This is a genomic window from Ruegeria sp. I3, from assembly GCF_056532525.1.
Map to the genome: position 1 here is coordinate 413,727 of NZ_JBQFNI010000001.1, position 25,055 is coordinate 438,781.

The window sequence follows — 25,055 nt, forward strand, 5'->3', positions numbered from 1 at the left end:
TTCGACATGCTGACAGATCGAAAACTGACAATCGGCACGCTTCTGAGTGTGTTCCGCTGGCGCGTAGGGCTTACGTGGTTCCTGATCCTGGTTGAAACTGCCCTGACGGTTCTGATTCCGCTGTTCGTCGGCTTCGCCATAGATGGATTGCTGAGCGAAGATTTTGAGCCCTTTGTGCAGTTAGGTGCGCTCATGGTTGCCCTCACTATGATCAGCGTGATCCGGCGGATTTACGATACACGTGTCTACGGTATGATCCGTGTCGAATTGGGCAAGGCGCTTGCCGCGCGGTTTTCAAATCTTCCAATTTCGTCGCTGAACGCCCGGATCGGGATGGGGCGCGAACTGGCCGACTTTCTTGAAGAGATCCTGCCCTCGGCAATCGCGGGGGTGGTGCAGTTCGTCGTATCAGCAATTTTGCTGTTTTACTTCTCGCCAGTTCTGGCCCTGTCTGCCTGTGGGGTTCTTGTCGGAATGATATCTGTATACGCTCTGTTTCATTCGACGTTTTGGCAATGGAACCGTGCGCTGAATGAGCAAATGGAGCATCAGGTCAGTGTTCTGGAACAACGACGTGACCGTCCGGTTTTCGTCCACCTGAGTAAACTGCGCCGGTTCGAAGTAAAGCTCTCGGATACCGAAGCCGTTCTTTATGGCGTAATCTTCATTCTGTTAATAGGTCTGCTCCTATTCAACCTGTGGTTCGCGACCCAAAACCTGGATGCGACACCGGGCATGATATTTTCGATTATCAGCTATTCGTGGGAGTTTGCGGAAGCCGCACTTGCTTTGCCCGTCACCTTACAATCCTGGTCTCGCCTGTCAGAAATTACGACCAGGTTGCAGAGCGATTGATCAGGCTTGCATACCATAAATGGCGTGATACGGGATTTGTAATCAGGAAGTAACCAGTCCATTCCGGTCGTGCGCAGCCTAGCTAAAGGAGGGGTAAGAAGAGCTGATAAACTAGAGCTTTGTGAATTCAGACAAAGCCTGCAACGGGCGCATTATGACTGAAGATCGGGCGTCGCGCTGTAATCGTTCGATGAGCTTCTTGAATATGGCCGGATTTCAATAGCAGATTCAGGTAAGTCAGCTCCAATAGGTCACGCTGTGCGCGGCTGCCACCCAGACGAGCGTGATCTGCCATGACCGGAGTCAGCTGTTGCAGCGCATCCGTCCAATCTTGTCGCGCAATCGCACCCCAAGCACGTGCCACCGGGCGAACAAGATCTGCCGCATAACCCAAGCTTGTTTCGGTCAGAACCGCAAGGCGTTCTCCTTCCCCTGCCATTGCATGAGCCAGCGCGCCATGTATGTCCGCAAAACTCATGCCTGGGTTTGGAAAAAACCGTGATGCGTATTCGCTCAGGTCGCGCCAAAGTTTGGGCGCAACTGTTAGACCCGCAATTTCAGTGCGGTGCAAAAGTGCAGCAGCATCGGTTAGAACATTTATCGGCAAAGAATAGGACGCTGCGGGTGCGATAGCCCCCTCGTAAATCGTCCATAGCTCAGCCTCATCCCCTTGCTCCAAAGCCCACAGAGCGCGATGCCAACTTAAGTGGCCGTGCAATACCGAGCGCACATCATAATCCGCGATCCAGTCGGCAAGGTATGCGCGACCGGCCTCTCCATAACCTTGCTCGTAGAGCGTGTGCGCTTTGAAGTGTGACGCGTTTGCATTGGCGTTGTTCAAAGCGAGCGAGCCGTCCATCATGGACATGGCCTCATCAAGCCGCCCAACTTCGCACAGCGCCTGACCGTGTACGCTCATAACCCACCAGTCTTCGCCCAAGGCATCAAATAATTTGGTCGTGTAGGCAAGTTGCGTGCTTTCCCGACCAGGCTCACCCGATGTCCCAATCAAACCAAAAATGTTGGTACAGATCTGCGCGACAAGGACATCGCGGGGGTGATGAGCAGCGTGCTTCAGAACTGCGTTTCGTGCCTGTGAGACACGTCCCTGAAGTAAGAGATCGAATACCGCGAGATGACCCACTTCGCGCTCAGTCAACCCAGGTGCGCAAGCGCGGGCCGACGCCATTGCCTCTTGAGCGCCAGACATATCGTTTTCATACATTCGAGCTCGAGCAAGCCCAACGTGACCGAGGGCGAAGCCGGGATCGGCCGTGATGGCGGCGGAAAAAGCTTCGCTTGCACCAAACGTTGCTGCAAGGATGTGATCAAGCCCCGCGACATAGGCGTCCCGCGCCTCTGGCAGGCTGGTCGTCAGCGTCAGTCCATATCGGTCAACCAGCATCTCCATACTCCCACTTTCGTCAGCATACTCAAACGTGCGTGCTCGCAACTGCCCAACGCTAGCATAAAAAGCGAAACCATAAGCACTATTGTGGATAATCGATTGCTATAAGGATCGAACCATCGGTTAACGGGCTGGCCTTCTGGCCTTCACTACTGATTGAAAAGAAATTGATTGAACCAAGCGTGCCTCATAGCCTTTCTTTGCCAATAGGGTTGTCCTAAGGAGGCACAGTGATGAGGTGCACATTGCCTACCAAGTATATGGCGATGGCTTTCTCGCTACGTTTGACGGACCCGGCCAGGCGATCCATCGTGGCAAGGCGATTGGCGATGCCATTTCCAAGCTGAATCTGGAAGTTCGCATAGGGGTTCACACAGGCGAAGTCGAAGTTTCTTTGCATTATGTGCGCGGAATTGCCGTTAACATTGCAGCGCGTATCTCTGAATTGGGCGGAGGCGGCGACATCGTCGTTTCCAGAACAGTAAAAGATCTGGTGGCTGGGTCCGGTTTGGACTTCGAAAGTCTTGGAACAAAAGAACTGAAGGGCTTATCCGAAGACTGGCAAGTTTATGAAGCGGTCTAAAGGCATCTCTAGCCATTCCACCCAACAGCTTTTGGAAGTCACAAATTAAACATCAAATGATGACGGCGCGAGGGGGCGAGCAGACCTTCATTAGCCTTAAATTGTGGTTTTCACCCAATCAATGTGAACGGCGGATTTGGCCTCAAAGCCGCCGAATAGCAGCGTGCTAGCCACCTCGGCACGAATGCTTCGGAGCTGGGCATCGCCTAATGTGTAACCGCTCTTTGAACGTCCGACATCGTTGATCCATTTGCCAAACGCATACTTTTTAGCCAATTTGCGACAATGGAGTTTCTCGACGTCAGCCACAACAGTTTCCTCGTCGCCATGTCCTGCATTGTTGCCTTCGTGGCAGGGTTTACAGGATTGTCGATGACGCGAGATCTTTCGACGAAGCCGGTCTTTGAAAAGAAGGCCTCGGTGGCTCTTGCGGCTGTTTCGCTTGGCGGTGGAATCTGGGCCATGCACTTCGTGGCCATGCTCGGGCTTCAGATGCCGATCCTGTTCTATTACGACGCTGCAATCACACTTGTGTCTGCGCTTGTCGCGATCCTGCTCGTCGGAGCTGCGCTTATTCTGTTGCATTTCACCGAACGCAACCGCGCCACGATTGCGATGGCAGGAGGCGTTGTTGGGTTGGGCATCTTGGCGATGCACTATATTGGCATGGCTGGCTTGGAGCTTTGCCGGGCAGTGTATACGCCCAGTGGCGTCATCTTGTCCTCGATTGCTGCAATAGCGCTTTGTATGCTGGCTTTCGCGATTGCCTACGGGCAGCGAACAAACAGAAACATTTTGCTGGGCACTTTGTGTTTTGCAGCGGCGGTTTGCACCGTTCATTTTCTTGCTCTGGCGAGCACCCGTTTCGTCGCCGTGCCAAGTGGGGTTGAGTTTGGCCCGTTGATGAGCAATGAGACGCTGGCCATTGGCGTAATCCTGTTCAGTTTCATCATATTTGGTGCTTGCTTGTGGGTCAGCGTGACCTATTTGCCTGGATCTTCGAGGAAAGACCCGGAGCCAACAGAAGCGGCCGTGGATGTAAAACCATTGCTGCAAATTCCTTGCGAACGGGATGGTGGAAAGGTCTTCATCTCTGCCGAAGATGTGTTGTTTTTGCGCGCGGATGGGCACTACACCCAAGTTTACACCGAAACGGATCGGTTGTTTTGTGTCTGGCCAGTGACCGAGGCCGCCAAGCGATTGGTGCCCACCGGATTTCTCCAGACCCACCGCAGCTACCTTGTCAATCCTCAGCGCGTGGCGCGGTTTGAGCGCACCAAGGATAAGGGCCGATGCCTGTTCGACGGGGATGGTTTGCCACCCGCGCCGGTCAGTCGATCCAAACTCAAGACGGTTCAGGATGCGCTTGCATCGCAGGTCGGTGCAATTCGTGCGACCTAGGGCGCATTTCGTGCAAAATACCTGTTTTTTGTTGATTTACTGAAGCGTCGCCATCCAAGCGCATGCAGTGATCCTTTCAGCCAGAACATTTGCTTGAAGGGAGGAGAGCCGATGATTCCAGCGGCATTCGAATACTACAGACCCAAGGACATGGCCGGTGTGCTGTCGATCCTGGAAGAGCATGGCGATGATGCCCGCGTCATGGCCGGTGGGCACAGCCTGATTCCGATGATGAAGCTGCGGATGGCGGATGTGCCGCATCTGATCGATCTTCAGGATGTTGGCGGCATGTCTGATATCGAGATCGGAGGTGACAGTATTCGCATCGGTGCGATGGTCACCCAGCACGCGATTATTGATCACGACGCACTGGCTGACGCCGCTCCGATTCTGCGCGAAGCTGCCCTTCAGATCGCAGACCCGCAAGTCCGATACATGGGGACAGTTGGTGGCAACGTGGCCAATGGCGACCCCGGCAATGACATGCCCGGCCTGATGCAGTGCCTGGATGCGCGTTTCACTGTCGAGGGTCCTGACGGGGAACGCGAAATCGCTGCCCGCGAGTTTTACGAAGCCGCCTACATGACCGCTCGGGAAGACGAAGAAGTGTTGACTGCAGTCACCATCCCAACGCCGCATGGCGGTTACGCCTATGAAAAACAAAAGCGCAAGATTGGCGATTATGCTACCGCTGCTGCTGCAGTCCAGATCGTGAAAGAAGGTGGCACCTGTGCCTCCGCCTCGATTGCAATGACCAATCTGAGCGACACACCGGTCTTTTCCGAGGCGGCTGGGGCCGCTCTGGTTGGCACCGGCGTCGATGCAAATGCCATTAAGACCGCTGTGGCCGCCATGCTCGGTGATATCGACCCCACCGAGGACAACCGCGGCCCCGTCGCTTTCAAGAAACACGTGGCAGGTATCATTCTGACCCGCGCCATTGAGCGCGCCTGGTCGCGTGCGTGAGGAGATCGTCCGATGTCAAAGAAACAACACTACAAGATCACGGTGAACGGCAAGGAAGAGGAATTCCTTGCCGAGCCACGCGAACTTCTCATCTACACGCTGCGCGAGCGGCTCAACATCACCGGCCCGCATATTGGCTGCGAGACTTCCCATTGTGGCGCTTGCACCGTCACCATTGATGGCAAATCAGTCAAGTCCTGCACCATGTTCGTGGCACAGGCTGATGGTAAGGATATCACAACCATCGAAGGCATCGGTGGGCCTGACGCGCTGCACCCGCTGCAAGAGACGTTTAAGGAACATCACGGGCTGCAATGCGGTTACTGCACACCGGGCATGATCACACGCGCGGCAAAGTTGCTCGAAGAGAACCCGAACCCGTCCGAGGAAGAGATCCGTTTTGGCATGGCAGGTAATATCTGCCGCTGTACCGGGTATCAGAACATCGTGAAGTCCATCAAAGCCGCAGCGGCCGAGATGAATGCAGCCAAGGAGGCGGCCCAATGAATGACATGACACCAGATCGTGAGGAACGCACCGCGAACCTCAAGGGCATGGGCTGTTCGCGCAAAAGGGTGGAAGATGCCCGCTTTACTCAAGGCAAGGGCAACTACGTCGATGACGTGAAGCTTGACGGGATGCTCTTTGGAGATTTCGTCCGCTCTCCCTACGCTCACGCACGGATCACCAACATCGATACGGCGGCAGCGCTTGAAGTGCCCGGCGTTCTCGCTGTGCTGACCGCCAAGGACCTTGAACCGCTCGGCCTCCATTGGATGCCGACGCTGGCCGGCGACAAGCAGATGGTTCTGGCCGATGGCAAGGTTCTGTTTCAAGGCCAGGAAGTGGCGTTTGTGGTCGCCGAAGACCGCTATGCGGCGGCAGATGGAATCGAGGCCGTCGAAGTCGAATACGAAGAGCTTGAGGTTCTGGTCGATCCGTTCAAGGCGATGGAATCACAGATAGTTCTGCGTGAAGACACCGTGGGCGAGGATGGCAAACCAATCGATGGAGCACATGGTCCTCGAAAGCATCACAACCACATCTTCACGTGGGAAGCGGGCGACAAGGGTCCAACATTCGAGACAATCGACAATGCCGAGGTCGTTGCCGAAGAGACCATGTATTACCACCGTACGCACCCATGCCCACTGGAAACCTGCGGCTGTGTCGCCTCAATGGACAAGGTCAATGGCAAGCTGACTCTTTGGGGCACGTTCCAGGCGCCCCATGCTATCCGCACTGTGGTCAGCCTGATTTCCGGGATCGAGGAACACAATATCCGTGTGATCTCTCCCGATATTGGCGGCGGGTTTGGAAATAAGGTTGGGGCCTATCCGGGCTATGTGTGTTCGGTCGTCGCCTCCATCGTCACCGGCAAGCCGGTAAAGTGGATCGAAGACCGGATGGACAATCTGATGACCACCGCCTTTGCCCGCGACTATTGGATGAAGGGCCGCATTTCTGCCACCAAGGACGGCAAGATCACCGGGTTGCATTGCCATGTGACAGCGGACCATGGTGGATTTGACGCCTGCGCCGACCCAACCAAATTCCCGGCGGGTTTCATGAATATCTGCACCGGATCTTACGATATCCCGACTGCATTCCTTGAGGTTGATGGCGTCTACACCAACAAAGCGCCGGGCGGGGTCAGCTACCGTTGTTCCTTCCGCGTGACAGAGGCGGTTTATTTCATCGAACGGATGATCGAGGTGCTGGCGATCGAGTTGAACATGGACGCGGCAGATTTGCGCCGGATCAACTTCATCAAGAAAGAGCAATTCCCCTATCAGGCTGCGCTTGGCTGGGAATATGACTCTGGCGATTATCACACTGCCTGGGACAAAGCGCTCAGCACCGTCGACTACGAGGGATTGCGCAAGGAACAGGCCGAGCGTGTAGAGGCGTTCAAACGGGGCGAAACGCGCAAGCTCATGGGAATCGGTCTCAGTTTCTTCACTGAGATCGTGGGTGCTGGCCCAGTGAAGAATTGCGATATCCTGGGTCTCGGCATGTTCGATAGCTGCGAAATTCGCATCCATCCCACGGGCTCTGCAATTGCACGGCTTGGAACGATTTCGCAGGGGCAAGGCCACGCGACGACATTCGCACAGATACTGGCCTCCGAGATCGGATTACCTGCCGATAGCATCACCATCGAAGAGGGCGACACCGATACCGCGCCCTATGGTCTGGGCACCTACGGCTCGCGCTCGACCCCGGTTGCCGGGGCGGCTACGGCCATGGCTGGCCGCAAGATCCGCGCCAAGGCGCAGATGATCGCGGCCTATCTGTTGGAAGTGCATGACGATGACGTCGAGTTCGACGTCGACCGTTTCGTGGTCAAAGGAGCGCCCGAGCGGTTCAAGACCATGAAAGAAATCGCGTTCGCCGCCTACAATCAGGCCATTCCAGGGATTGAGCCAGGGCTTGAAGCGGTTAGCTACTATGACCCGCCGAACATGACTTATCCGTTCGGTGCCTATGTCTGCGTGATGGATATTGATGTGGATACAGGCGTGCCAGACATCCGCCGCTTCTACGCGCTGGACGATTGCGGTACCCGGATCAACCCGATGATCATCGAAGGACAGGTGCATGGCGGCCTGACCGAAGCACTCGCCGTCGCTTTGGGCCAGGAAATCGCCTATGACGATCAGGGCAACGTGAAGACGGGCACGCTGATGGATTTCTTCCTGCCGACGGCATGGGAGGTTCCGAACTACGAGACCGACTACACCGTCACGCCGTCGCCACATCATCCCATCGGCGCGAAGGGCGTGGGCGAAAGTCCGCATGTGGGCGGGGTGCCATGCTTCTCCAACGCGGTGCAGGATGCGTTCCGGGCCTTTGGTCTGCGGCATACCAACATGCCACATGATCACTGGCGGATCTGGAAGACCGCCAATGAGCTTGGCCTGCACGGCTAAAGGCGAAAGGCAGGGCGGAGACGTTCCGCTCTGCCCGGAGACACACATGACCTGGACCGATTTACAATCCGCTCTTGAAGGGCAGGGCTATGTCGCATCCGACGACCTAGCAGTTGCTCTCCATTTGGCGCTGACGTTGGAGCGGCCCCTTCTTCTGGAGGGCGCCGCGGGCGTAGGTAAGACAGAGGTCGCGCGCACCCTGAGCGATGCGCGCGCCACCAAATTGCTCCGACTGCAATGCTATGAGGGGCTCGACGCCGCGCAGGCCATCTACGAATGGAACTACCAGCGGCAATTGCTGACGATCCGCGCCGCCGCCGAAGATGGTGAGACGGGCAAAAGCGTTGAGGAGCGTATTTTTTCCCGTGATTTCCTGTTGGAACGCCCTCTATTGGCCGCCATTACCCAGGACACGCCGCCTGTTTTGTTGATTGACGAAATTGACCGCGCTGATGTGGAATTCGAAGCCTACTTGCTGGAAGTTCTGGCCGACTATCAAGTGACTGTGCCAGAACTCGGCACCATCACGGCCTCTAGTAAGCCGATCGTGATCCTGACATCAAACGGCACACGCGATCTATCCGATGCACTGCGTCGTCGCTGCCTTTACACCTATGTCGATTATCCGGACCGACAGACAGAACTTGCAATCCTCAAAGCCCGCTGCCCTGCGATTGAGGCGCGTCTTGGCGCGCAAGTCGTAGGCTTTGTACAAAAGCTTCGCGAGGAGGAACTGGAAAAGACACCCGGCATCGCTGAGATGCTCGATTTTGCTGCCGCCTTGATGGGACTTGGGATTGCGGATCTGACCAACGATCCAACCGTGTTGCACTCCACCTTAACCACGCTGCTGAAAACTCAAAGCGATCAGGCACAGATCACCGCCGAAGTCGCGGCCCGTATCGCGGGGAAGGCCGCATGAGCCGGGTTACCAAATTTGCGGCGCGTGATCCGGGGCCAGCGGCCCGTGTCGCCGGGTTCATTGCGCATTTGCGCCAGAACGGCCTGCGCCTAGGTGTGGCAGAGGCAGAGCTTGCCTTGCTTGCCCTCGGCGAGGTCAATGCCGCTGTCCCGAATGAAAGCCGTCGCGCGTTACGGGCCATCTGCACAGGATGCAAGGATGAGGCCGAACGGTTCGACAGCCTCTTCGATAGTTTTTGGATGGATTCCGGTCGGGTGAAGCAAAGGGCCGTGCCCAAAGCGCAGTCTGCGCTCAGCGATGACGTGCATTCCTCTCGTCAAGCCAAGGGTCAGGATATGGGCGCATCGGGCAGCGCCATCGCTCCTGATTCCGGTGACGGCGAGGCCGACAGCGATGGCACCGGTAAACTTATCGCAACTCAGCAACGCAATCTCAGCCGCCGCGATCTGCGTGATCTGGTCCGCGCGGATGATATCGCAGAGGCCGAAGCAGTTGCGCGTCGCATCGGTGCCGCTTTGCGCGATCGACGTTCGCGCCGTCGGATCGCCGCCCGCAAAGGCGACCGCCTGCATTTTCGCAAGACCATTCGCCTGAGCCTTGCGACAGGAGGGGAACCTCTGCAGCTCTTGCGCAAGTCTCGCCCTGATCGCAGCCGCAAAATCGTAGCGCTTTGCGATGTATCGGGATCGATGAGCGTCTATGCGCAAGTTTTTCTTGCTTTTCTCGCTGGGCTGATGCGCGCTGACAAAGATGCCGACGCTTATCTTTTTCACACACGGCTGGTACGCATCACTGAAGCATTGCGCGACAAAGACGCACTGCGTGCAATTGGTCGGATGTCGCTGATGGCAGATGGCTTCGGCGGTGGATCAAAGATCGGGCCATCGTTGCAACGCTTTGCCGATACCTATGCGCGGCGCTTTGTAGATGGCCGGTCTGTCGTAGTGATCTTGTCGGACGGCTATGATACCGAGCCGCCCGCAATCCTGGCAGCAGCGCTTGAGAAGCTGAGAAAACGCGGCTGTAAGATCATCTGGCTCAATCCACTGAAGGGTTGGAGCGACTACGCGCCCGTAGCTGGCGGAATGGCTGCGGCCTTGCCTTATCTCGACCTTTTTCAACCGGCCAACACCCTTGCCGATCTTGCCGCCCTGGAACCAAAATTGGTGACGCTATGAGTCCGGCAGAGATCTTAGACACGGACCTTGCCGATGCGGCACAAGACCTGCGTGACCGGCAAGAACCTTTCGCCTTCGCGACAATCGTGCGCACTGCGGGGGCGACGGCGGCCAAGCCGGGTGCCAAAGCGCTGCTCAGCGCGGACGGGACAATCCTGCATGGATGGCTTGGTGGCGGATGCACGCGTGGCGCAGTCAAACGCGCTGCAGTAGAGGCTTTGCGCGCCGGTCAGCCGCAACTGGTTTCTGTCGCGCCCGAGGAACTCCTGGAAGAAATGGGCGTGATAGCGGGGGATGAGATCGACGGGACGCGCTTTGCGCGCAATGGTTGCCCGTCAAAAGGCACCGTCGACATTTTTATCGAGCCCTGTTTGCCAATGCCCGAACTTGTCGTGCTTGGCGCATCCCCTGTGGCCCAAGCGCTTAGTTCCCTGGCACCGCAATTCCACTGGTCGGTTTCTGGCACCACGTCGGCTGATACGACGTGCAATCGACGCCGCTTCGTTGTCATTGCGACGCAAGGCCAAGGAGATCTGGACGCGCTCAAATCCGTACTGACAGATTTGCCCGACTATGTTGCCTTCGTCGGAAGCGCTCGGAAATTCGCGACACTGGCTGAAAAACTAAAGACCGCCGGCATAACGCCCGAGGCCATCAACACCGTCCACGCCCCGGCGGGTCTGGACCTGGGGGCGGTCACGCCCGAGGAAATAGCGCTGTCGATCCTTGCGCAGTTAGTCCGTGTCAGACGGCAGACTGTGGGGCTTGCCGATGGCTGATGTTGCAGCGATCCTTCTGGCCGCCGGTCTTTCCCGTCGCATGGGGGCGCAAAACAAGCTGCTGTTACCAATAGACGGCGTGCCGATGATCCGCCGGGTAGCCATGGTTTACTTAGGTGCCATTGATACTGACCTGACGGTGGTAACAGGACATGAGGCGAGCGCCGTGCGCCGGGCATTATCAGGGCTAGCTGTTTCTTTGGTTCACAATGCAAACTTCACCAGCGGCCAGCAGAGCTCGGTTGCCACGGGATTGCATTGTGCACCTGACGCCCATCTGCTTCTGATCGGCTTGGGTGATCAGCCGCTATTGACCACTCAGGATCTGCAAGATCTGATTGCCGCTCACGTTGCAGGTGATGCGACTAAAGTGACGATACCTGTCCATAACGGCGCACGAGGCAATCCAATTACTATCCCGCAGCTATTGCGCCGGCGATTGCTGGAAAACCCCGCACGCCCCGGCTGCTTGGGCTTCACGCGCGATCATCCCGAACATGTACAAGCCGCTAAGCTGCCATCGCCAGGGTTCTACACCGATGTCGATACCCCGGATGACTATGCGACCCATTTGGAAACCGCGAACGAGCCGATCTCATGAGCCGACTTCTGATCTGGATGCGCGGGCGTCTTAAATCGCTCGAAATGACCACTGAACAAGCAGACAACATAAGATTTCCCTGTTGCTAAGAAGGACTAGACTATGGAACTGAACGACGAAATCATCATCAACGCCCCGAAAGATCGCGTCTATGCGGCACTGAATGATCCCGAGGTGTTGAAACAATGCATCCCGGGTTGTGAAGAACTAATCAAGCATTCTGATACTGAACTGGAGGCCAAGGTCTTGCTTAAAGTAGGGCCCGTAAAGGCGCGGTTCGGAGGCAATGTCACCCTGGACCAGACCGGCGCCCCTGATGCATTCTCTCTGTCTGGTCAGGGCAATGGTGGTACCGCTGGTCATGCAAAGGGTGGCGCAGATGTGACGCTGAGTGCAGACGGCGACAAAACGATCCTGCGCTATGAAGCCAAGGCCGAGATTGGCGGAAAACTGGCTCAGCTCGGCAGTCGTTTGATCCAGAGCACAGCCAAGAAGCTCGCTGGAAAATTCTTCAAGTCCTTCGCTGATGTAGTGAATGAAGGCGCGATGATTTGATCTTATTGGGTGGAGATGAAGCGGTTCTTTGAGCTTGCTCCACCCGCTAACGATCCGAATGGAAATTTGCACCGTTCCAGCAACAACAAACGCGCTGAAAAGGTGTTAGGGATTCCGATGATCTTAGCCATTTCGTGTACTGCTGCGATCGGCGCTTAACCAAAACCTTTCCTTCGTACATAGGCGTCGCGATTAAGATTCTTTAGATAGCAGGCATCTTCGAGATATTACTCAAAGCGATGGTATCGAAAGTGAAACAATCCTATCGCTTTGCCGTCAACTTCTGCGATCCTACGGTTAAAGTAACAGAACGACTAGATAAAAGCAGTTCTAAAGATGCCTTGTAGATCTCTTCGCTCACAGAGGTCTTGTAGAAATTCTGATAGTCAGCCCACAAACGGTGCCAATGCTCCGGCTTATTGCTCTGAGAAGGCGGATGGTCCGCTCACTCATTGTACACTTCTGTGGTTCGGGTGTTTTGCACTATGTGTCTCAGTTTCTGAGGGCTGTAGCACACTGCGAGTCAGGGGTGGGTTCTGTCCCCTTGATTTTATTGTGTCTTTGGAAGCTCATGGCTGGGGTGGTAGGATTCGAACCTACGATACACGGTACCAAAAACCGCTGCCTTACCACTTGGCTACACCCCAACGGTGAGCGGCTATCTACGACTGTTGCTTTCAGGGTTCAAGGGCTTTTTTGGACAATTTTGATGTGGATATGCAATTTAGTTTGATGGCGGTTGGATCGTCGGGATGGTCGAATATGGGTCAGGCGTTTGTTTGAGGCGAAGCTAGATCTCTAAAACGAAAATCCAACTGGCAATCCTTGGTTTTGCGGTCGCGAGATACAATCCGCAATGCGCTACAACGCTCGTTCCTGCGATTGCGTTTCAATAGCACAAGAATTGGATTAAATTATTGATTAATAGCGATAAAAATTACCTTTATCAGTTGAATGTCTTTGGCTTCGGACCTAGCTAGATAAAGTCCGCTAACCAGCACGAAAAAGGAGCGAGCAATGAAATTGAACCCGCAAGTTGCAGAAGCATTGAATAAGCAGATCAACAATGAGCTCCACGCTTCGTACACCTACTTGGCGATGTCGGCTTATTTTGAGGCGCAGGATCTGCCTGGATTCGCCAGTTGGTTTCGGGGGCATTCTGCCGAAGAGGAAACCCATGCAATGCTTATATTCGACTTTATCGCCAAGCGGGGTGGGAGGGTAAATCTCGACGGCATCGCAAAACCGCAAACGGACTATGAATCACCCGTTGATGTACTGGAGCAGGCGCTGGCGCAGGAGCAAACCGTGACGGGTCAGATCAACGCGTTGTTTGAGCTGGCGCATGAGGTCAAAGAATACAGCACACAGAATATGCTGAACTGGTTCCTGGCCGAACAGATAGAGGAAGAAGACCTGTTCACATCGATCCTGGATAAGGCCAAGGCGGCCAGCGGGGACCGATGGAACCTGCTGTTGTTGGATCAGGAACTGGCCAAACGCGGCAGCGCTGCAGGCGCGGAGTAGCTCAGTCGGCGCTGTCGCGCACGCACGTCATTCCCGAATCTCGGCGGGGTCGACCCCCCAAAGATTGCTTTTCAGGGTCCAGCCCCGATAGCCGCCTGCCGAGATGCGGCACCAATCGGGTGAGCACTTTTCAAGCCGGGCGACGACGCCGGTTTCAAAATGCGCGTTCACCTGCGACTTGGGATCGGGCATCGCGTAAACCGGCAGCAAGTCGGCTTCGATAAGGACTGTCCGCACACCTGAAAGCAGCGCGTAATGCACCCAACCCCCGGCACCGTCGCGATCCTGAACCTTGCGCCAGTTTCCATATTCGGCCGTGATCTGCAGCGGCATGCCACGGCGTTTGAACACCCAATCGATTCGGTGAGTCAGCGAAGGGCCGCGACGGACATTACCCTCGGCGGCTTTCATCGAGACATATCGTGGAAGCGGTAGATTCGTCACTGGACCGCGTTTTTCCTGCGCGGACACGGCCACTGCGCCGAGCACGAGCAGGAAAACCGATATCAACACCACAAAATGGCGGTTCACTGAAAAACTAGCACTCACTGCCTGTCTGCTCTTATGCCTGTGGATCGTATGCAAAAAAGGTTGAGACGATGCCCAAGGGGTTCTTGTGCCCCGTGTAATCCTGCGCCACGATGCCATGGCGCGCGGCAGTTTGCAAAGCGGTAGGAGGGTCAAGGTGCCAAGAGAACGTCTGAGTGTTGTCGTTACGCGACGGTTGCCCGAAGCGGTGGAAACACGGCTAAGCGAGCTTTTCGATGTAAAACTGCGTGACACCGACGATCCCATGACTCGCGAAGAGCTGGTGGCGGCAGTGAACACAGCAGATGTGTTGGTTCCGACGATAACCGATACAATTGATGGCGGTATCCTGGGGCAGGCTGGTGAGAAATTGCGACTGATCGCCAATTATGGTGCCGGTGTCGACAATATTGATGTGGCGACGGCGAGGCAGCGCGGGATCCTTGTCTCGAACACACCAGGAGTACTGACTGACGATACTGCAGATATGACTATGGCTCTGATCCTGGCGGTTACACGACGTATCCCCGAGGGGTTAGGCGTGATGCAAAAGGGCGATTGGGCCGGTTGGGCCCCGACGGCCTTGCTGGGTGGCCGGGTCGGTGGTCGCCGCTTGGGTGTTCTTGGGATGGGCCGGATAGGGCAGGCCGTTGCGCGACGTGCAAGCGCGTTTGGAATGCAGGTTCACTATCACAACCGCCGCCGGTTGCGCCCCGAGATTGAACAGGAACTGGAGGCGACCTACTGGGATAGTCTTGATCAGATGGTGGCGCGGATGGACGTCATCTCGATCAACTGCCCGTCGACCCCTTCGACCTTTCATTTGATGAATGCGCGGCGTTTGAAATTGATGAAACCCACGGCCGTGATCGTGAATACATCACGCGGTGAAGTCGTCGATGAGAACGCCCTGACACGCATGATCCGCGCCGGTGAGATCGCAGGCGCTGGTCTGGATGTTTATGAACAGGGCACGGATGTGAACCCACGCCTCCGGCAATTGCCGAATGTGGTGCTGCTGCCTCATATGGGCTCGGCTACGCTTGAGGGTCGGATCGAGATGGGTGAGAAAGTCATTATCAACATCAAGACCTTCGAAGACGGTCATCGCCCGCCAGATCAGGTTGTGCCTGCAATGCTTTAGGCTGTGGCCTGAGAAAAGGGGAACGCAATGGTTCAGGCAACCGCTTTGCCGCGAAACGAGGCCGGGATCGACACGGCGCTGGGAATTCTGAAGCAGAGGTTCGCAGGCCGGCTGCAATCTGGTGCTGCGATCTGCGAGCAGCACGGGCACACGACAACGTGGATTGAAAACCAGAGTCCGGACGCAGTCGTCTTCCCGCATTCAACCGAAGAAGTGGCCGATATCGTCAGGACCTGTGCCGAGCACAAGGTGCCAGTCATCCCGTTCGGAACAGGCACCTCACTCGAAGGTCATGTAAACGCTCCTGCTGGTGGCATATCCGTCGATCTGAGTCAGATGAACAAGATATTGGCGGTCAATGTCGGTGATCTAGATTGCGTTGTCCAACCGGGTGTCACCCGAGCTGAATTGAACACCCATCTGCGGGATCAGGGGTTGTTCTTCCCGATTGATCCGGGCGCGAATGCGTCGCTAGGTGGCATGGCCGCGACACGCGCGTCTGGCACCAATGCTGTGCGTTATGGGACAATGAAAGACAATGTGCTTAGTCTTGAGGCCGTGATGCCGGACGGGCAAGTGATCCGCACCGGGCATCGTGCGCGCAAATCTTCGGCGGGTTTTGATCTGACCCGCTTGCTAATCGGTGCCGAGGGCACGCTGGGAATAATCACCGAAATCACATTGCGATTGCAGGGTATCCCCGAGGCCATCAGTTCAGCTCGCTGTTCGTTTCCATCGGTGGATGCAGCCTGTCAGGCTGTGATGATGACTATTCAGTATGGTATCCCGGTTGCGCGGATCGAATTGCTGGACCAGATGTCGGTCAAAGCTGCAAACGCTTATTCGGGACTGGATTTGCCAGAAACGCCACTGCTGCTGCTGGAATTTCACGGTTCGGACAGCGGTGCAGCGGAACAGGCAGAGACTTTTGGCCAAATCGCGGAAGAATTTGGTGGCAGCGATATCACCACCACCACGACAACCGAAGAGCGCAACAAGCTGTGGCAGGCCCGGCACGATATGTATTGGGCCAGCTTACAACTGCGCCCAGGCGCGCGGGGCATTTCTACGGATGTATGTGTTCCGATCTCGCGTTTGGCCGAATGTGTGACCGCCGCACAGGATAAGGCCGCTGAATTGGGTTTGCTGGCCCCAATCGTGGGTCATGTTGGTGACGGTAACTTCCATACACTTCTGTTAATCGACATGGATGACGAAAAAGAGGTCGCAAGTGCAGAGGAATTCGTCGGTTGGCTAAATGATCTTGCAATTGCGATGGAGGGCACCTGTACCGGAGAACACGGAATCGGGCAGGGTAAACGCCCCTATCTGGTGAAAGAACTTGGTGCGGCGACAAATTATATGGCGGCGATCAAAGCAGCGCTGGATCCCGATAACATCATGAATCCGGGCAAGGTACTTTGACCGCGATTGTTGGGTTCGGCCATAACAGCGCCTCAATTTTAGGTGAATGATCTAGGAAAGAGCAGTATTTGATTCCGAGGTTATTCATGGGCGCGTTGCGTTTCATTGGGTTTTTGCTGATTGCCGTCGTGGTTGTCGTAGGTCTGGATTATTATCAGCAGGATAAGAAAGTCGAAGGCAGGTTGTCCTTCAACGGATATGTCGACACGATTAATCAGCGGTTCAACTTATATCAGGCGGAGCTAGCCGCGGAAGAAGTTGAACGCGAAAGGCAGAAGCGTTGGCGTGAGGGGGCCAAGCCGTACCTGCCGGATTCGGGCGAAGGCTGGGTGCGTCGTTCGATCGTGGATGCAGATTTTACACGCGATGCCCGAGAAGGTGTTTTGCAGGACGGAATAAGTGAAGCTGCTCGTCCAATTGCAAAAAGAGTTGCTGTGCAAGAGACCGAACAACTGGCCAGAAAACTCGATAATTCTAGTTGGGTCTACGAAAGCGGCGAGCATACGGTCTGGCTACAGGCGAAACTCAGGAAAGACGCTAAATCCAATACACTGACTGGCAACATCGTCAGGTCTGTCGAAGGGTTGGGCGCAGGATCGAGTGGCTACACTCCATTCGGCATAATTGGTGGTGCTGCGTATTTCAGGTTTGAAAACAGCCGATACAAACCCGTCACAGTGAAAGATCGAAAGTTTTGGTCAATGATCACGGCGAGCCTGACGGACCTTGAGGTCGAACCTCGGTTTGAAATCTACAAGGCTACAATCGGACTGGGCGAAGAAATTCGTTTGCAAGTCTATTCCGATGCACCAGCGCCTATGCTGCGAGCGTTTCTGGATCGACTGGATTATGACGGATTGAACGCACTGCTTCAAAAGCAAGTGCCTGGCGTCGGCAACGATACCGTTTTTGATGCTGAACGAGAAAGTGAATTGGCGACAAACATGGCCGCCTTGCGCGGCGAGTTTGTCAAGCTGCGCAGCGAGCTGGCGCGATTGAAGCTAGAAAACATTGATGGATTGTCTCTTGTCGCAAATACTTTGGCCGCGCAATACGGTTTGCCGGCAGACACCTTCGACTTGACCGCGAACAGAATCGAATCTGCGGATGATTTGGTCCAGGTCGGATACCGCAAAGGACTGACAGATTTGCTTGAAGACGAGATGCAGCAGGCAGACAGAGATGACGAGGGTTTCTTTGGAAATTTGTTCGCCAAATTCAAAGATCAGGAAACCTCTGAAGAAGTCGCATCTGCAAACGAAAATGAAGGCTTCCTGTCCGGACTGTTATCAGCCTTTGGTAGCTCTGATTCCGAAGCAGAAACTGCCGTGCGGGTAAACCGAGGCGGTTCCGGAACGGGCATTGATTGCGCAACCACCGGAACGTTCAAAAGGTGTAAATTGGGAGGCGGATAACACGTCAGATCGACTGTTGGAAAGCGACGTGGTGCAACGCTCAGGTCGCTTTTCTTATATCACTGGTCGGATGAATGTCGCGTCGAGCCCCTCAAATGCGCCATATGGTGTCAACTGAATTCAAGGGGAGACACCCGGCTATGAAAACCCAAGTCAAAGCACTGGTCGTTGGCGGCGGCGCCGTCGGGACCTCGATTGCCTATCATCTGGCCAAAGCGGGCTGGGATGATGTGATGCTGATCGAGCGGGACGAACTGACATCCGGTTCCACCTGGCACGCAGCGGGCCTGTTGCCGTTGTTTAACATGTCGTATGCCACGACCCACATCCACAAGTACTCAGTCGATTTCTACAAGACACTAGAGGAAGAAACCGGCTTGAATGCAGGCTTCGCCGTAGTCGGAAACCTGCGTATGGCACAGACACAAGAGCGTATGGATGAATACATGCTCTATGCATCCACAGCGGAAACTTGTGATGTTGCATATGAGTGGCTGACGCCCGAGCAAATCAAGGAACGTTGGCCTCTGATCGAAACTTCGGACTTGAAAGGCGCGATCTATCACACTGAAGACGGCTACATTAACCCTGCGGACGTGACCCAGGCGATGGCCAAAGGTGCGCGTCAGCGCGGTGTCGACATCGTTCGCAAGATGCAGGCCGATGCGTTCCGCTGGAACGGTACTCACTGGGAAGTCACCTGCACTAAGATGGTCGAAAAGGGCGGCAACCTCATTCCGTCAGATGAGCAGGTTGTGATCACCGCCGAACATGTTGTGACCGCGTCAGGCAACCACGCACAGCGGACCGCGAAAATGCTGGGTATCAAGATGCCCGCGATCCCGGTCGAGCATACCTTCATCGTCATGGACAAAGACCCCGAGCTGGTCAAATGGCGTGAAGCGGGCAACCCCGAGCATCCAGTTGTGCGTGATGCCGACAACGAGTCGTATGCGCGCGAAGAACGTGGCGGCTGGATTCTGGGTATCTACGAACATGGCGCTCCTGCGCAGTTCGAACACGGCGTGCCGGACAGCTTCCGCGCTGACCTATTCCCGCTGGATCTGGATCGGATCGCCGATCAGTACATGGCGATGGCCGAACGCGTGCCGTCCTGTGCTGAGTCCGGTCTGAAAGACGATTTCAACGGCCCGATCTGCTACACACCTGATGGCAACCCGCTGGTCGGTCCCGCTCCGGGGCTGCGCAACATGTGGCTTGCTGAAGGCTTCAGTTTTGGCATCACCGCTGCGGGCGGCACCGGTTATTATCTGGCTCAGATGATGGTCGATGGCGAAGCCGAGATCGACATGGCTTCGCTGGACCCCAAGCGGTATTCGTCGAACTGGATGACCACCGAGTTCGCGGCGCGCAAGAACGAAGAGTGCTATGAGCACGTCTACATCCTGCACCACCCTGACGAAGAGCGCGAAGCCTGCCGTCCGCTGCGCACCGTTCCGGCCTACGACCGTCAGAAAGCGCGTGGCGCACAGTTTGGCTGGGTCAACGGCTGGGAGCGTCCGAACTATTTCGGCCCGCTGGATGCGCCTGATAACTTCGACAAAGAAAGCCGCAGCTTCCGCCGCGGTGGTTGGTGGCAGTATGCCGTCGAAGAAGCCAAAGCGATCCGAGAAGGCGTTGGCCTGATCGATGCGTCGGCCTTCACCAAGCATGTCGTCAAAGGCCCCGGTGCGACCCAGTTCCTGGATTGGTTCACCTGCAACAAGCTGCCCAAGGTCGGTCGCATCAACCTGACCTACGCGCTGACCGCGCACGGCACCACCCGCACCGAATACACCATCGTCCGCAATGGCGAGAACAATTACTACATCGTCTCTGCCGGTGCCTGGACCGAGTACGACGCCGACTACCTTCGCAAGGCGGCCGAGGACAAGATGGAGGAGTTCGGCTACATCGAAATCCAGGACGTGACCACCCAGTGGGGCGTCTTCGCGATCGCCGGACCCAAGTCGCGTGACGTTCTGAAAGAGGTCATCAAGGACGCCGATCCGGAAACCGCGCTGTCCAACAAGCGCTTCCCTTGGTTGTCGGCCCGTCAGATCGAACTGGGCATGTGCCCGGTCAACGCGATCCGCGTGGCCTATACGGGTGAGCTGGGCTGGGAACTGCACCACCCGATCGAGATGCAGAACTATCTGTTCGACCTGCTGGAGAAGGCCGGTGAAAAGCACGGCATGAAACTGGTTGGTGCCCGCGCCCAAAACTGGCTGCGCCAGGAGAAATCCTATCGCGCCTTCGGCACCGAACTGGGCCGCGACGCGACCCCGCTGGAAGCTGACCTGCCGCGCTTTGTTGATCTGTCGAAAGACTTTTATGGCAAAGCCAAGCTGGAAGAGACCGGCGTGCGCGTGAAGTGCTGCACTCTGCTGATCGACGGACCGGACGATGCCGACCCCTGGGGCCGCGAGGCACTGTACACGCCGGAAGGTGAGCGCGTGGGTCGTTTGACCTCGGGCGGGTACTCGGTGGCGTTCGAGAAATCCATCGGTATGGGCTACGTCAAGCCCGAGCTGGCGGTCGAAGGCACCAAGCTGCAGGTCAAAATTCAGGACAAGCTGTGGGATGCGGTCGTGACTTGCGACAGCCCCTACGATCCGAAGAACGAAACAATCCGCAAAGACGGCTGACGCTTCCAAGAAATAAGGCGGTACTCACGTAGCACCGCCTATTAAAAGCCCGCTCTCGGTGGGCTTTTTTCATGCGCTTAATACATCAAAGCAGTCTAGTGCCTTGGCGGCATACATCATGGACGGCCCACCGCCCATCTGGATGGCCATTGCCAGAACGTCCGAAATCTCATCGCGGGTGGCTCCTGCCTTGGCCAACGCCTCGGAATGCAGGGTAATGCAAGGCTCACACCGTACTGCGATTGACATGCCTAACGCGATGAACTCTTTGGTTTTGTAGTCCAGCGTCCCGCCTTCCTTGACAGATTTTCCCAGCGCCCCGAAGGCACGCGCCGTATCAGGAATGGCTCCGTTAAGGTTACGCAAGCTTTTGCGCGTTTCGTTCAGTGAATCCTGCCAGCTCATTATCACGTCCTTCTTGATACATATGATAATCTGCATATGAATGGTGAAGAGCAAAGCAGACTTTGATCCTGATCAGATTCCAGTTTTTTGGGCGACAAATGCCAAGTTGTTCGCAGGCATCTTTACGATTTTGACCAGTTCGAGGGCGTTGTCCTTTAACATAGACAATATATGTGTGTCGTCTTTGTACCCGATCTCAGGGTCTTGTTGGACCAGTGCGTCGTGAAATCGCTGGTCGCCATCGCTTGTCAGGTGTCCGTCACGTTTGAAAGGGCCATAAAGCACCAAACGCCCATCCGTTTTCAGAGCGCACGCTGCTTCGGCAACGAGGGTTTCAGCCTCGGGTAAACTGATCAGGTGCAAGAGGTTGATCAGTAAAACCAAATCTTGCTGCGCCATTGATTTGTGCCAACCCTCCGCAGTTGCATCCAGATGAACGGCTGCGGCGGTGTTTGGTAAACCCTTGGTGTACGCATCGATGCTGGCGCGCCGTTCGGAGGTGACTTCGCTGGGTTGCCAATGCAACCCGGGCATCCGCTGGGCAAAGGCCGAAATGTGTTGTCCGGTTCCACTGGCCAGTTCCAGGGCCTGTCCTGATGACGGAGCGACCCGTGCCAGAAGATCGCACAGCACAACCGTGTTTCGGCTGGCGGCTGGGGCGACGAGTTTGCTGCCGTCGCCCTCGGTGGCGACGCTGGCATTTGAGGGCAGTTTGCGTTTTGTCATCGTTACAGCCTACCGGGTGTCAGCGCTTTCACAATCGCCGCATCAAGGCGCGGCGACGCGCCAGTCACAAGATCCGCCACAAGTTGCGAGGCAGCAGGAGCGGTCTGAAACCCATACCCTCCCTGTGCTGCCGACCAGATAAACGATGGATCGGTTGGATCAGGTCCGAGCACCAGCGTGCCATCGGCAACAAAACTACGTAACCCCGCCCAATTGGTTTCTACCCGAGTTACAGTTTCAGTAACCATCGCTTCGTATCGTGCCAGTCCTTCTGCGAGAACCATGTCATCGGCGTAAGCGTCATGGGGTGTGGTTGGGTCCGCCTCGCAAGGCGAGACCAGTAGCTTGCCCGCATCAGGTTTGGCGTACCAGCTCTCGCCTGCGCCCAGCATCATTGGCCAGTTTCGCAGGTCATGTCCGCCCGGTGCGGGGATGCGCGCAATCGATCGACGGTAAGGTGTGATCCCGATGGGGGAGATTCCTGCCATCTGCGCCACCTCATCGACCCAGGCTCCGGCGGCATTTACCAGATTGCGTGCCTCTAAGGATTCTGAGGTTTCGACGGTCCAATGAACCGATTTGCGGATGCTGCTGACCCTCTGACGGGTCAGGACTGAACCGCCATTCTTGCGGACGGTTCGCGCAAAGTCCTGCAGGACGCGATCTGTATCGATATCATATGCGCTATTACTTATGGCTGCATAACCGACAGTTTCAGCATTCAGGACAGGAATGTGTCCGATGGCATCTTCCGGCGAAATCTCTTGCACACCAAGATCTTGGGCGTCTTTTTGAAACAGCGCCTGTTGATCCCTTCCGCCAATCAGCATCAGGCCGCGTGGTGTGAGGTACGCATTTGTTTCAAAGAACGCAGCACTTGCCTCGTTCAATGCCTTGACCGAGTTTGGACCGTAACCCTTTTCGAACAGGGCGGCTGAACGACCCGAAGTATGATATCCTAATCCGTCCTCGGCCTCTAACACCGTAACTGTGCCGTGCTCTGACAGGCGCGCACCTACGCTTAGCCCGGCGACACCGCCACCGATTATCAGAAAATCAATCATGCGTTTTGTTCCGTTTCCGGCCGCCAAGTGATCGAGCCGGTGGTAAGTTGACTGGCGACATTGGCGGACCATGGCACGCGTACTGCCAAACGAAAAGACACAAGCCCACCGCAATGGAAACTTGATCGTAGGCGGCCAGCCTGCTTTTAGTGCAAACAACATAAGATTCGGAGGCGGACGTGAACGCGGCAGATATTCACCCGATGGCAACGGGGCACATTCCGTCATATGTGACACAAGCAGATGGTAGCGACTTCCTCTTCACCTTCATGTTGTTTTTTACCGTCGGGATGGTCGTGCTGATCGGGGTTGCCTACTTTACGTTGCATTCGATCCCGGAAAAAATGGCGCATGAAACCAATCACCCGCAATTCCAATTGGTTGGGATTCTGGCGCTTTTGGCTTTGTTTACGCATAACGGCCTTTTCTGGGTTGCCGCCATCCTTGTGGCTGGGTTCCAGTTCCCTGATTTCGCGGCACCGCTGCGCTCGATTGCCGATGCCATCCGATCTTTGGCGCCTGGGCAGGACAAAGAACACGCTTCACCCCCTCCTGAGCCGGAAACTGAGCCCGAACAATCCAAACCCTCCGAACCGGCAGCACAGGGGCACTGAACAATGATCGAGACGATGCTGTGCGCCCTGATTACCGTGCTTCCTGACTATCTGTTTCGCCGCTTTGTGCAGGGCAAACGGATCGGACACGAGATCACGCTGTTCACCATGTGGTACGAGTTGCGCTGGGGGCTGACGACTTGCGCTATTTTGGCGCTAACCGTTATCACAACGCTGTTCTATTTTCACCCGTCCAGCAAAACAGCGGCTTCCTACTTCCGGACGGTAACGATCCTGCCGCAGCTAGGGGGGCGCGTTTCCGAAGTCTACGTGCGCAACAATGAACAGGTGACAGCTGGACAGCCGATTTTCCGGATCGAAGACTTCACGCAAACCGCGCAGGTCGAAGCGGCGCATGCCCAGATTGCTCAGGTTCAAGCCTCGTTGAAGGTGGCGGAAACCGATCTGGCCGAGGCTGAGGCCGGGATTGCAGGCGCGCGCGCAGCTCTGGATCAGTCGCTCGAAGATCTGGAACGCAATACCACCCTACGTGACGAGGGATCCAGCGCGGTGCGCTTGGCCGAGATTGATCGATTGGAAAATCTGGTTGCCGAGCGTGAAGCGCAGGTCAAAGCAGCCGTCTCAAAACGCGCAGCGGTTGTACAACAGATCGAAGAGCTGATCCCGGCCCAACTTGCCAGTGCCAATGCGCAGCTGGATGCGGCATTGACCGAGTTGGACAAGACTGTGGTCAACGCTGGAGTGACGGGCAGGGTTGAACAATTCGGGCTTCAGGTCGGCGACTATGTCAGCCCTTTGCTGCGCCCGGCGGGTATTCTGGTGCCATCCTCCTCCGGACATGACCGATTCCAGGCGGCGTTCAGTCAGCTTTCGGCCCAGGTGGTCAAACCGGGTATGATTGGCGAATTGGGCTGCATGACCAAGCCCTTTACCGTTATCCCGGTGGTTGTCGTCGAGGTGCAGGATGTGATCCCATCGGGGCAGATCAGGCCATCTGATGAGTTGCGGGACGTGCAGAGCAACACTAATCCGGGTTCGATCCTTGTCTACCTTGAACCGCTCTACAAAAGCATGGCCGATGATGTGCCTCCAGGCAGCAACTGTCTGGCGAATATCTATACGGACAATCATGCAAAGCTGGAGGATGAGAGCCTCGGCTTCTGGGAAAAATCGTTCCTGCATGTGGTAGACACGATTGGCGTCGTTCATGCGGCAGGCCTGCGCCTGCGACTGATACTGATGCCGGTGAACACTCTGGTGCTGGGAGGACACTAATTTCACGCCCTAGAAGCTGACCATTGCGGCGTTTCAATCGCTTGAAGTCCTGACCCGACGACAGCTGGGTATCAAAACGCTCGTGGCTAATATTGCCCACGGGCCGATGGTGTTGGGTCTCCAATAAGACTGGCCACCAAGT

23 protein-coding genes and 1 tRNA gene are annotated in these 25,055 nt (G+C 55.9%); 18 read left to right on the forward strand and 6 right to left on the reverse strand.

What is annotated here, in order from left to right; all coding sequences use genetic code 11:
* The first annotated feature begins 6 nt into the window (after positions 1-6).
* Positions 7-855: an ABC transporter six-transmembrane domain-containing protein gene (locus ACR0L9_RS02200; protein ID WP_480734687.1), complete on the forward strand. Its 849-nt coding sequence runs from the start codon at positions 7-9 to the stop codon at positions 853-855.
* Positions 856-982: 127 nt separating this feature from the next.
* Here ACR0L9_RS02200 and ACR0L9_RS02205 read toward each other — a convergent pair whose 3' ends face one another.
* Positions 983-2,260 (reverse strand): tetratricopeptide repeat protein, encoded by a 1,278-nt coding sequence (locus tag ACR0L9_RS02205; protein ID WP_480894560.1) that lies wholly within the window; start codon positions 2,258-2,260, stop codon positions 983-985.
* Positions 2,261-2,501: 241 nt separating this feature from the next.
* On the opposite strand from ACR0L9_RS02205, the gene ACR0L9_RS02210 reads away from it, so the two are divergent.
* The 10 genes from ACR0L9_RS02210 to ACR0L9_RS02255 all read left to right on the forward strand — a co-directional run bounded on the left by ACR0L9_RS02210 (position 2,502) and on the right by ACR0L9_RS02255 (position 12,181).
* Positions 2,502-2,846 (forward strand): adenylate/guanylate cyclase domain-containing protein, encoded by a 345-nt coding sequence (locus ACR0L9_RS02210; protein ID WP_480894562.1) that lies wholly within the window; start codon positions 2,502-2,504, stop codon positions 2,844-2,846.
* A gap of 285 nt (positions 2,847-3,131) precedes the next feature.
* Positions 3,132-4,247, forward strand: a complete 1,116-nt coding sequence (locus ACR0L9_RS02215; RefSeq protein ID WP_480894564.1) for an MHYT domain-containing protein — start codon at positions 3,132-3,134, stop codon at positions 4,245-4,247.
* Between the two features lie 111 nt (positions 4,248-4,358).
* Complete coding sequence (locus tag ACR0L9_RS02220; RefSeq protein WP_170513581.1) at positions 4,359-5,213, forward strand: FAD binding domain-containing protein; 855 nt, start codon at positions 4,359-4,361, stop codon at positions 5,211-5,213.
* A 12-nt stretch (positions 5,214-5,225) separates the two neighbouring features.
* On the forward strand, positions 5,226-5,720 hold the full coding sequence (locus tag ACR0L9_RS02225) for a (2Fe-2S)-binding protein (RefSeq protein ID WP_480894566.1): 495 nt from the start codon (positions 5,226-5,228) through the stop codon (positions 5,718-5,720).
* On the forward strand, positions 5,717-8,146 hold the full coding sequence (locus ACR0L9_RS02230; protein ID WP_480894568.1) for an aerobic carbon-monoxide dehydrogenase large subunit: 2,430 nt from the start codon (positions 5,717-5,719) through the stop codon (positions 8,144-8,146). Before ACR0L9_RS02225 ends, ACR0L9_RS02230 begins: the two co-directional genes overlap by 4 nt.
* A 46-nt stretch (positions 8,147-8,192) precedes the next feature.
* Entirely contained in the window at positions 8,193-9,068 is an 876-nt protein-coding gene (locus ACR0L9_RS02235) for an AAA family ATPase (RefSeq protein ID WP_170802045.1), read from the forward strand.
* Positions 9,065-10,246, forward strand: a complete 1,182-nt coding sequence (locus ACR0L9_RS02240; RefSeq protein ID WP_480894570.1) for a vWA domain-containing protein — start codon at positions 9,065-9,067, stop codon at positions 10,244-10,246. Before ACR0L9_RS02235 ends, ACR0L9_RS02240 begins: the two co-directional genes overlap by 4 nt.
* The gene (locus ACR0L9_RS02245) at positions 10,243-11,025 is read left to right on the forward strand and encodes an XdhC family protein (RefSeq protein WP_170564287.1); all 783 of its coding nucleotides are present in this window, start codon (positions 10,243-10,245) and stop codon (positions 11,023-11,025) included. The genes ACR0L9_RS02240 and ACR0L9_RS02245 overlap by 4 nt, the downstream gene beginning before the upstream one ends.
* Positions 11,018-11,626, forward strand: coding sequence for a nucleotidyltransferase family protein (locus tag ACR0L9_RS02250; RefSeq protein WP_480894572.1), 609 nt, complete (start codon positions 11,018-11,020; stop codon positions 11,624-11,626). Before ACR0L9_RS02245 ends, ACR0L9_RS02250 begins: the two co-directional genes overlap by 8 nt.
* Before the next feature lie 102 nt (positions 11,627-11,728).
* Positions 11,729-12,181: an SRPBCC family protein gene (locus tag ACR0L9_RS02255; protein ID WP_480894574.1), complete on the forward strand. Its 453-nt coding sequence runs from the start codon at positions 11,729-11,731 to the stop codon at positions 12,179-12,181.
* A 572-nt stretch (positions 12,182-12,753) separates the two neighbouring features.
* On the opposite strand, the gene ACR0L9_RS02260 is transcribed toward ACR0L9_RS02255, so the two are convergent.
* Positions 12,754-12,828 (reverse strand) — tRNA-Gln (locus ACR0L9_RS02260).
* A 370-nt stretch (positions 12,829-13,198) separates the two neighbouring features.
* Between ACR0L9_RS02260 and ACR0L9_RS02265 the strand changes: the two genes are divergently transcribed.
* The gene (locus ACR0L9_RS02265; protein WP_480894576.1) at positions 13,199-13,708 is read left to right on the forward strand and encodes a ferritin; all 510 of its coding nucleotides are present in this window, start codon (positions 13,199-13,201) and stop codon (positions 13,706-13,708) included.
* A 27-nt stretch (positions 13,709-13,735) separates the two neighbouring features.
* Here ACR0L9_RS02265 and ACR0L9_RS02270 read toward each other — a convergent pair whose 3' ends face one another.
* Positions 13,736-14,224, reverse strand: coding sequence for an SH3 domain-containing protein (locus tag ACR0L9_RS02270; protein WP_480706986.1), 489 nt, complete (start codon positions 14,222-14,224; stop codon positions 13,736-13,738).
* Between the two features lie 169 nt (positions 14,225-14,393).
* On the opposite strand from ACR0L9_RS02270, the gene ACR0L9_RS02275 reads away from it, so the two are divergent.
* From ACR0L9_RS02275 to ACR0L9_RS02290, 4 genes are all read left to right on the forward strand, one after another.
* Positions 14,394-15,380, forward strand: a complete 987-nt coding sequence (locus ACR0L9_RS02275) for a 2-hydroxyacid dehydrogenase (RefSeq protein ID WP_170392503.1) — start codon at positions 14,394-14,396, stop codon at positions 15,378-15,380.
* Between the two features lie 27 nt (positions 15,381-15,407).
* Positions 15,408-16,805 carry an FAD-binding oxidoreductase gene (locus ACR0L9_RS02280; RefSeq protein WP_480894578.1) on the forward strand — a complete coding sequence of 466 codons (1,398 nt, stop codon included), beginning with the start codon at positions 15,408-15,410 and terminating at the stop codon, positions 16,803-16,805.
* A 113-nt stretch (positions 16,806-16,918) separates the two neighbouring features.
* Positions 16,919-18,220: a hypothetical protein gene (locus ACR0L9_RS02285; protein WP_480894580.1), complete on the forward strand. Its 1,302-nt coding sequence runs from the start codon at positions 16,919-16,921 to the stop codon at positions 18,218-18,220.
* 140 nt (positions 18,221-18,360) lie between these two features.
* Positions 18,361-20,868: a GcvT family protein gene (locus tag ACR0L9_RS02290; protein ID WP_480894582.1), complete on the forward strand. Its 2,508-nt coding sequence runs from the start codon at positions 18,361-18,363 to the stop codon at positions 20,866-20,868.
* Between the two features lie 69 nt (positions 20,869-20,937).
* Here the strand turns inward: ACR0L9_RS02290 and ACR0L9_RS02295 are convergent, their stop codons facing one another.
* From ACR0L9_RS02295 to ACR0L9_RS02305, 3 genes are all read right to left on the reverse strand, one after another.
* Entirely contained in the window at positions 20,938-21,273 is a 336-nt protein-coding gene (locus ACR0L9_RS02295; RefSeq protein WP_480894584.1) for a carboxymuconolactone decarboxylase family protein, read from the reverse strand.
* Positions 21,274-21,345: 72 nt separating this feature from the next.
* A complete protein-coding gene (locus ACR0L9_RS02300; protein WP_170465111.1) occupies positions 21,346-21,999 on the reverse strand; it encodes a DUF938 domain-containing protein in 654 nt (217 codons plus the stop codon).
* 2 nt (positions 22,000-22,001) lie between these two features.
* Positions 22,002-23,063: an NAD(P)/FAD-dependent oxidoreductase gene (locus ACR0L9_RS02305; protein ID WP_480894586.1), complete on the reverse strand. Its 1,062-nt coding sequence runs from the start codon at positions 23,061-23,063 to the stop codon at positions 22,002-22,004.
* Positions 23,064-23,266: 203 nt separating this feature from the next.
* On the opposite strand from ACR0L9_RS02305, the gene ACR0L9_RS02310 reads away from it, so the two are divergent.
* Complete coding sequence (locus ACR0L9_RS02310; RefSeq protein ID WP_170392922.1) at positions 23,267-23,677, forward strand: hypothetical protein; 411 nt, start codon at positions 23,267-23,269, stop codon at positions 23,675-23,677.
* Positions 23,678-23,680: 3 nt separating this feature from the next.
* A complete protein-coding gene (locus ACR0L9_RS02315; protein ID WP_170392496.1) occupies positions 23,681-24,913 on the forward strand; it encodes an HlyD family secretion protein in 1,233 nt (410 codons plus the stop codon).
* Positions 24,914-25,055 lie beyond the last annotated feature (142 nt).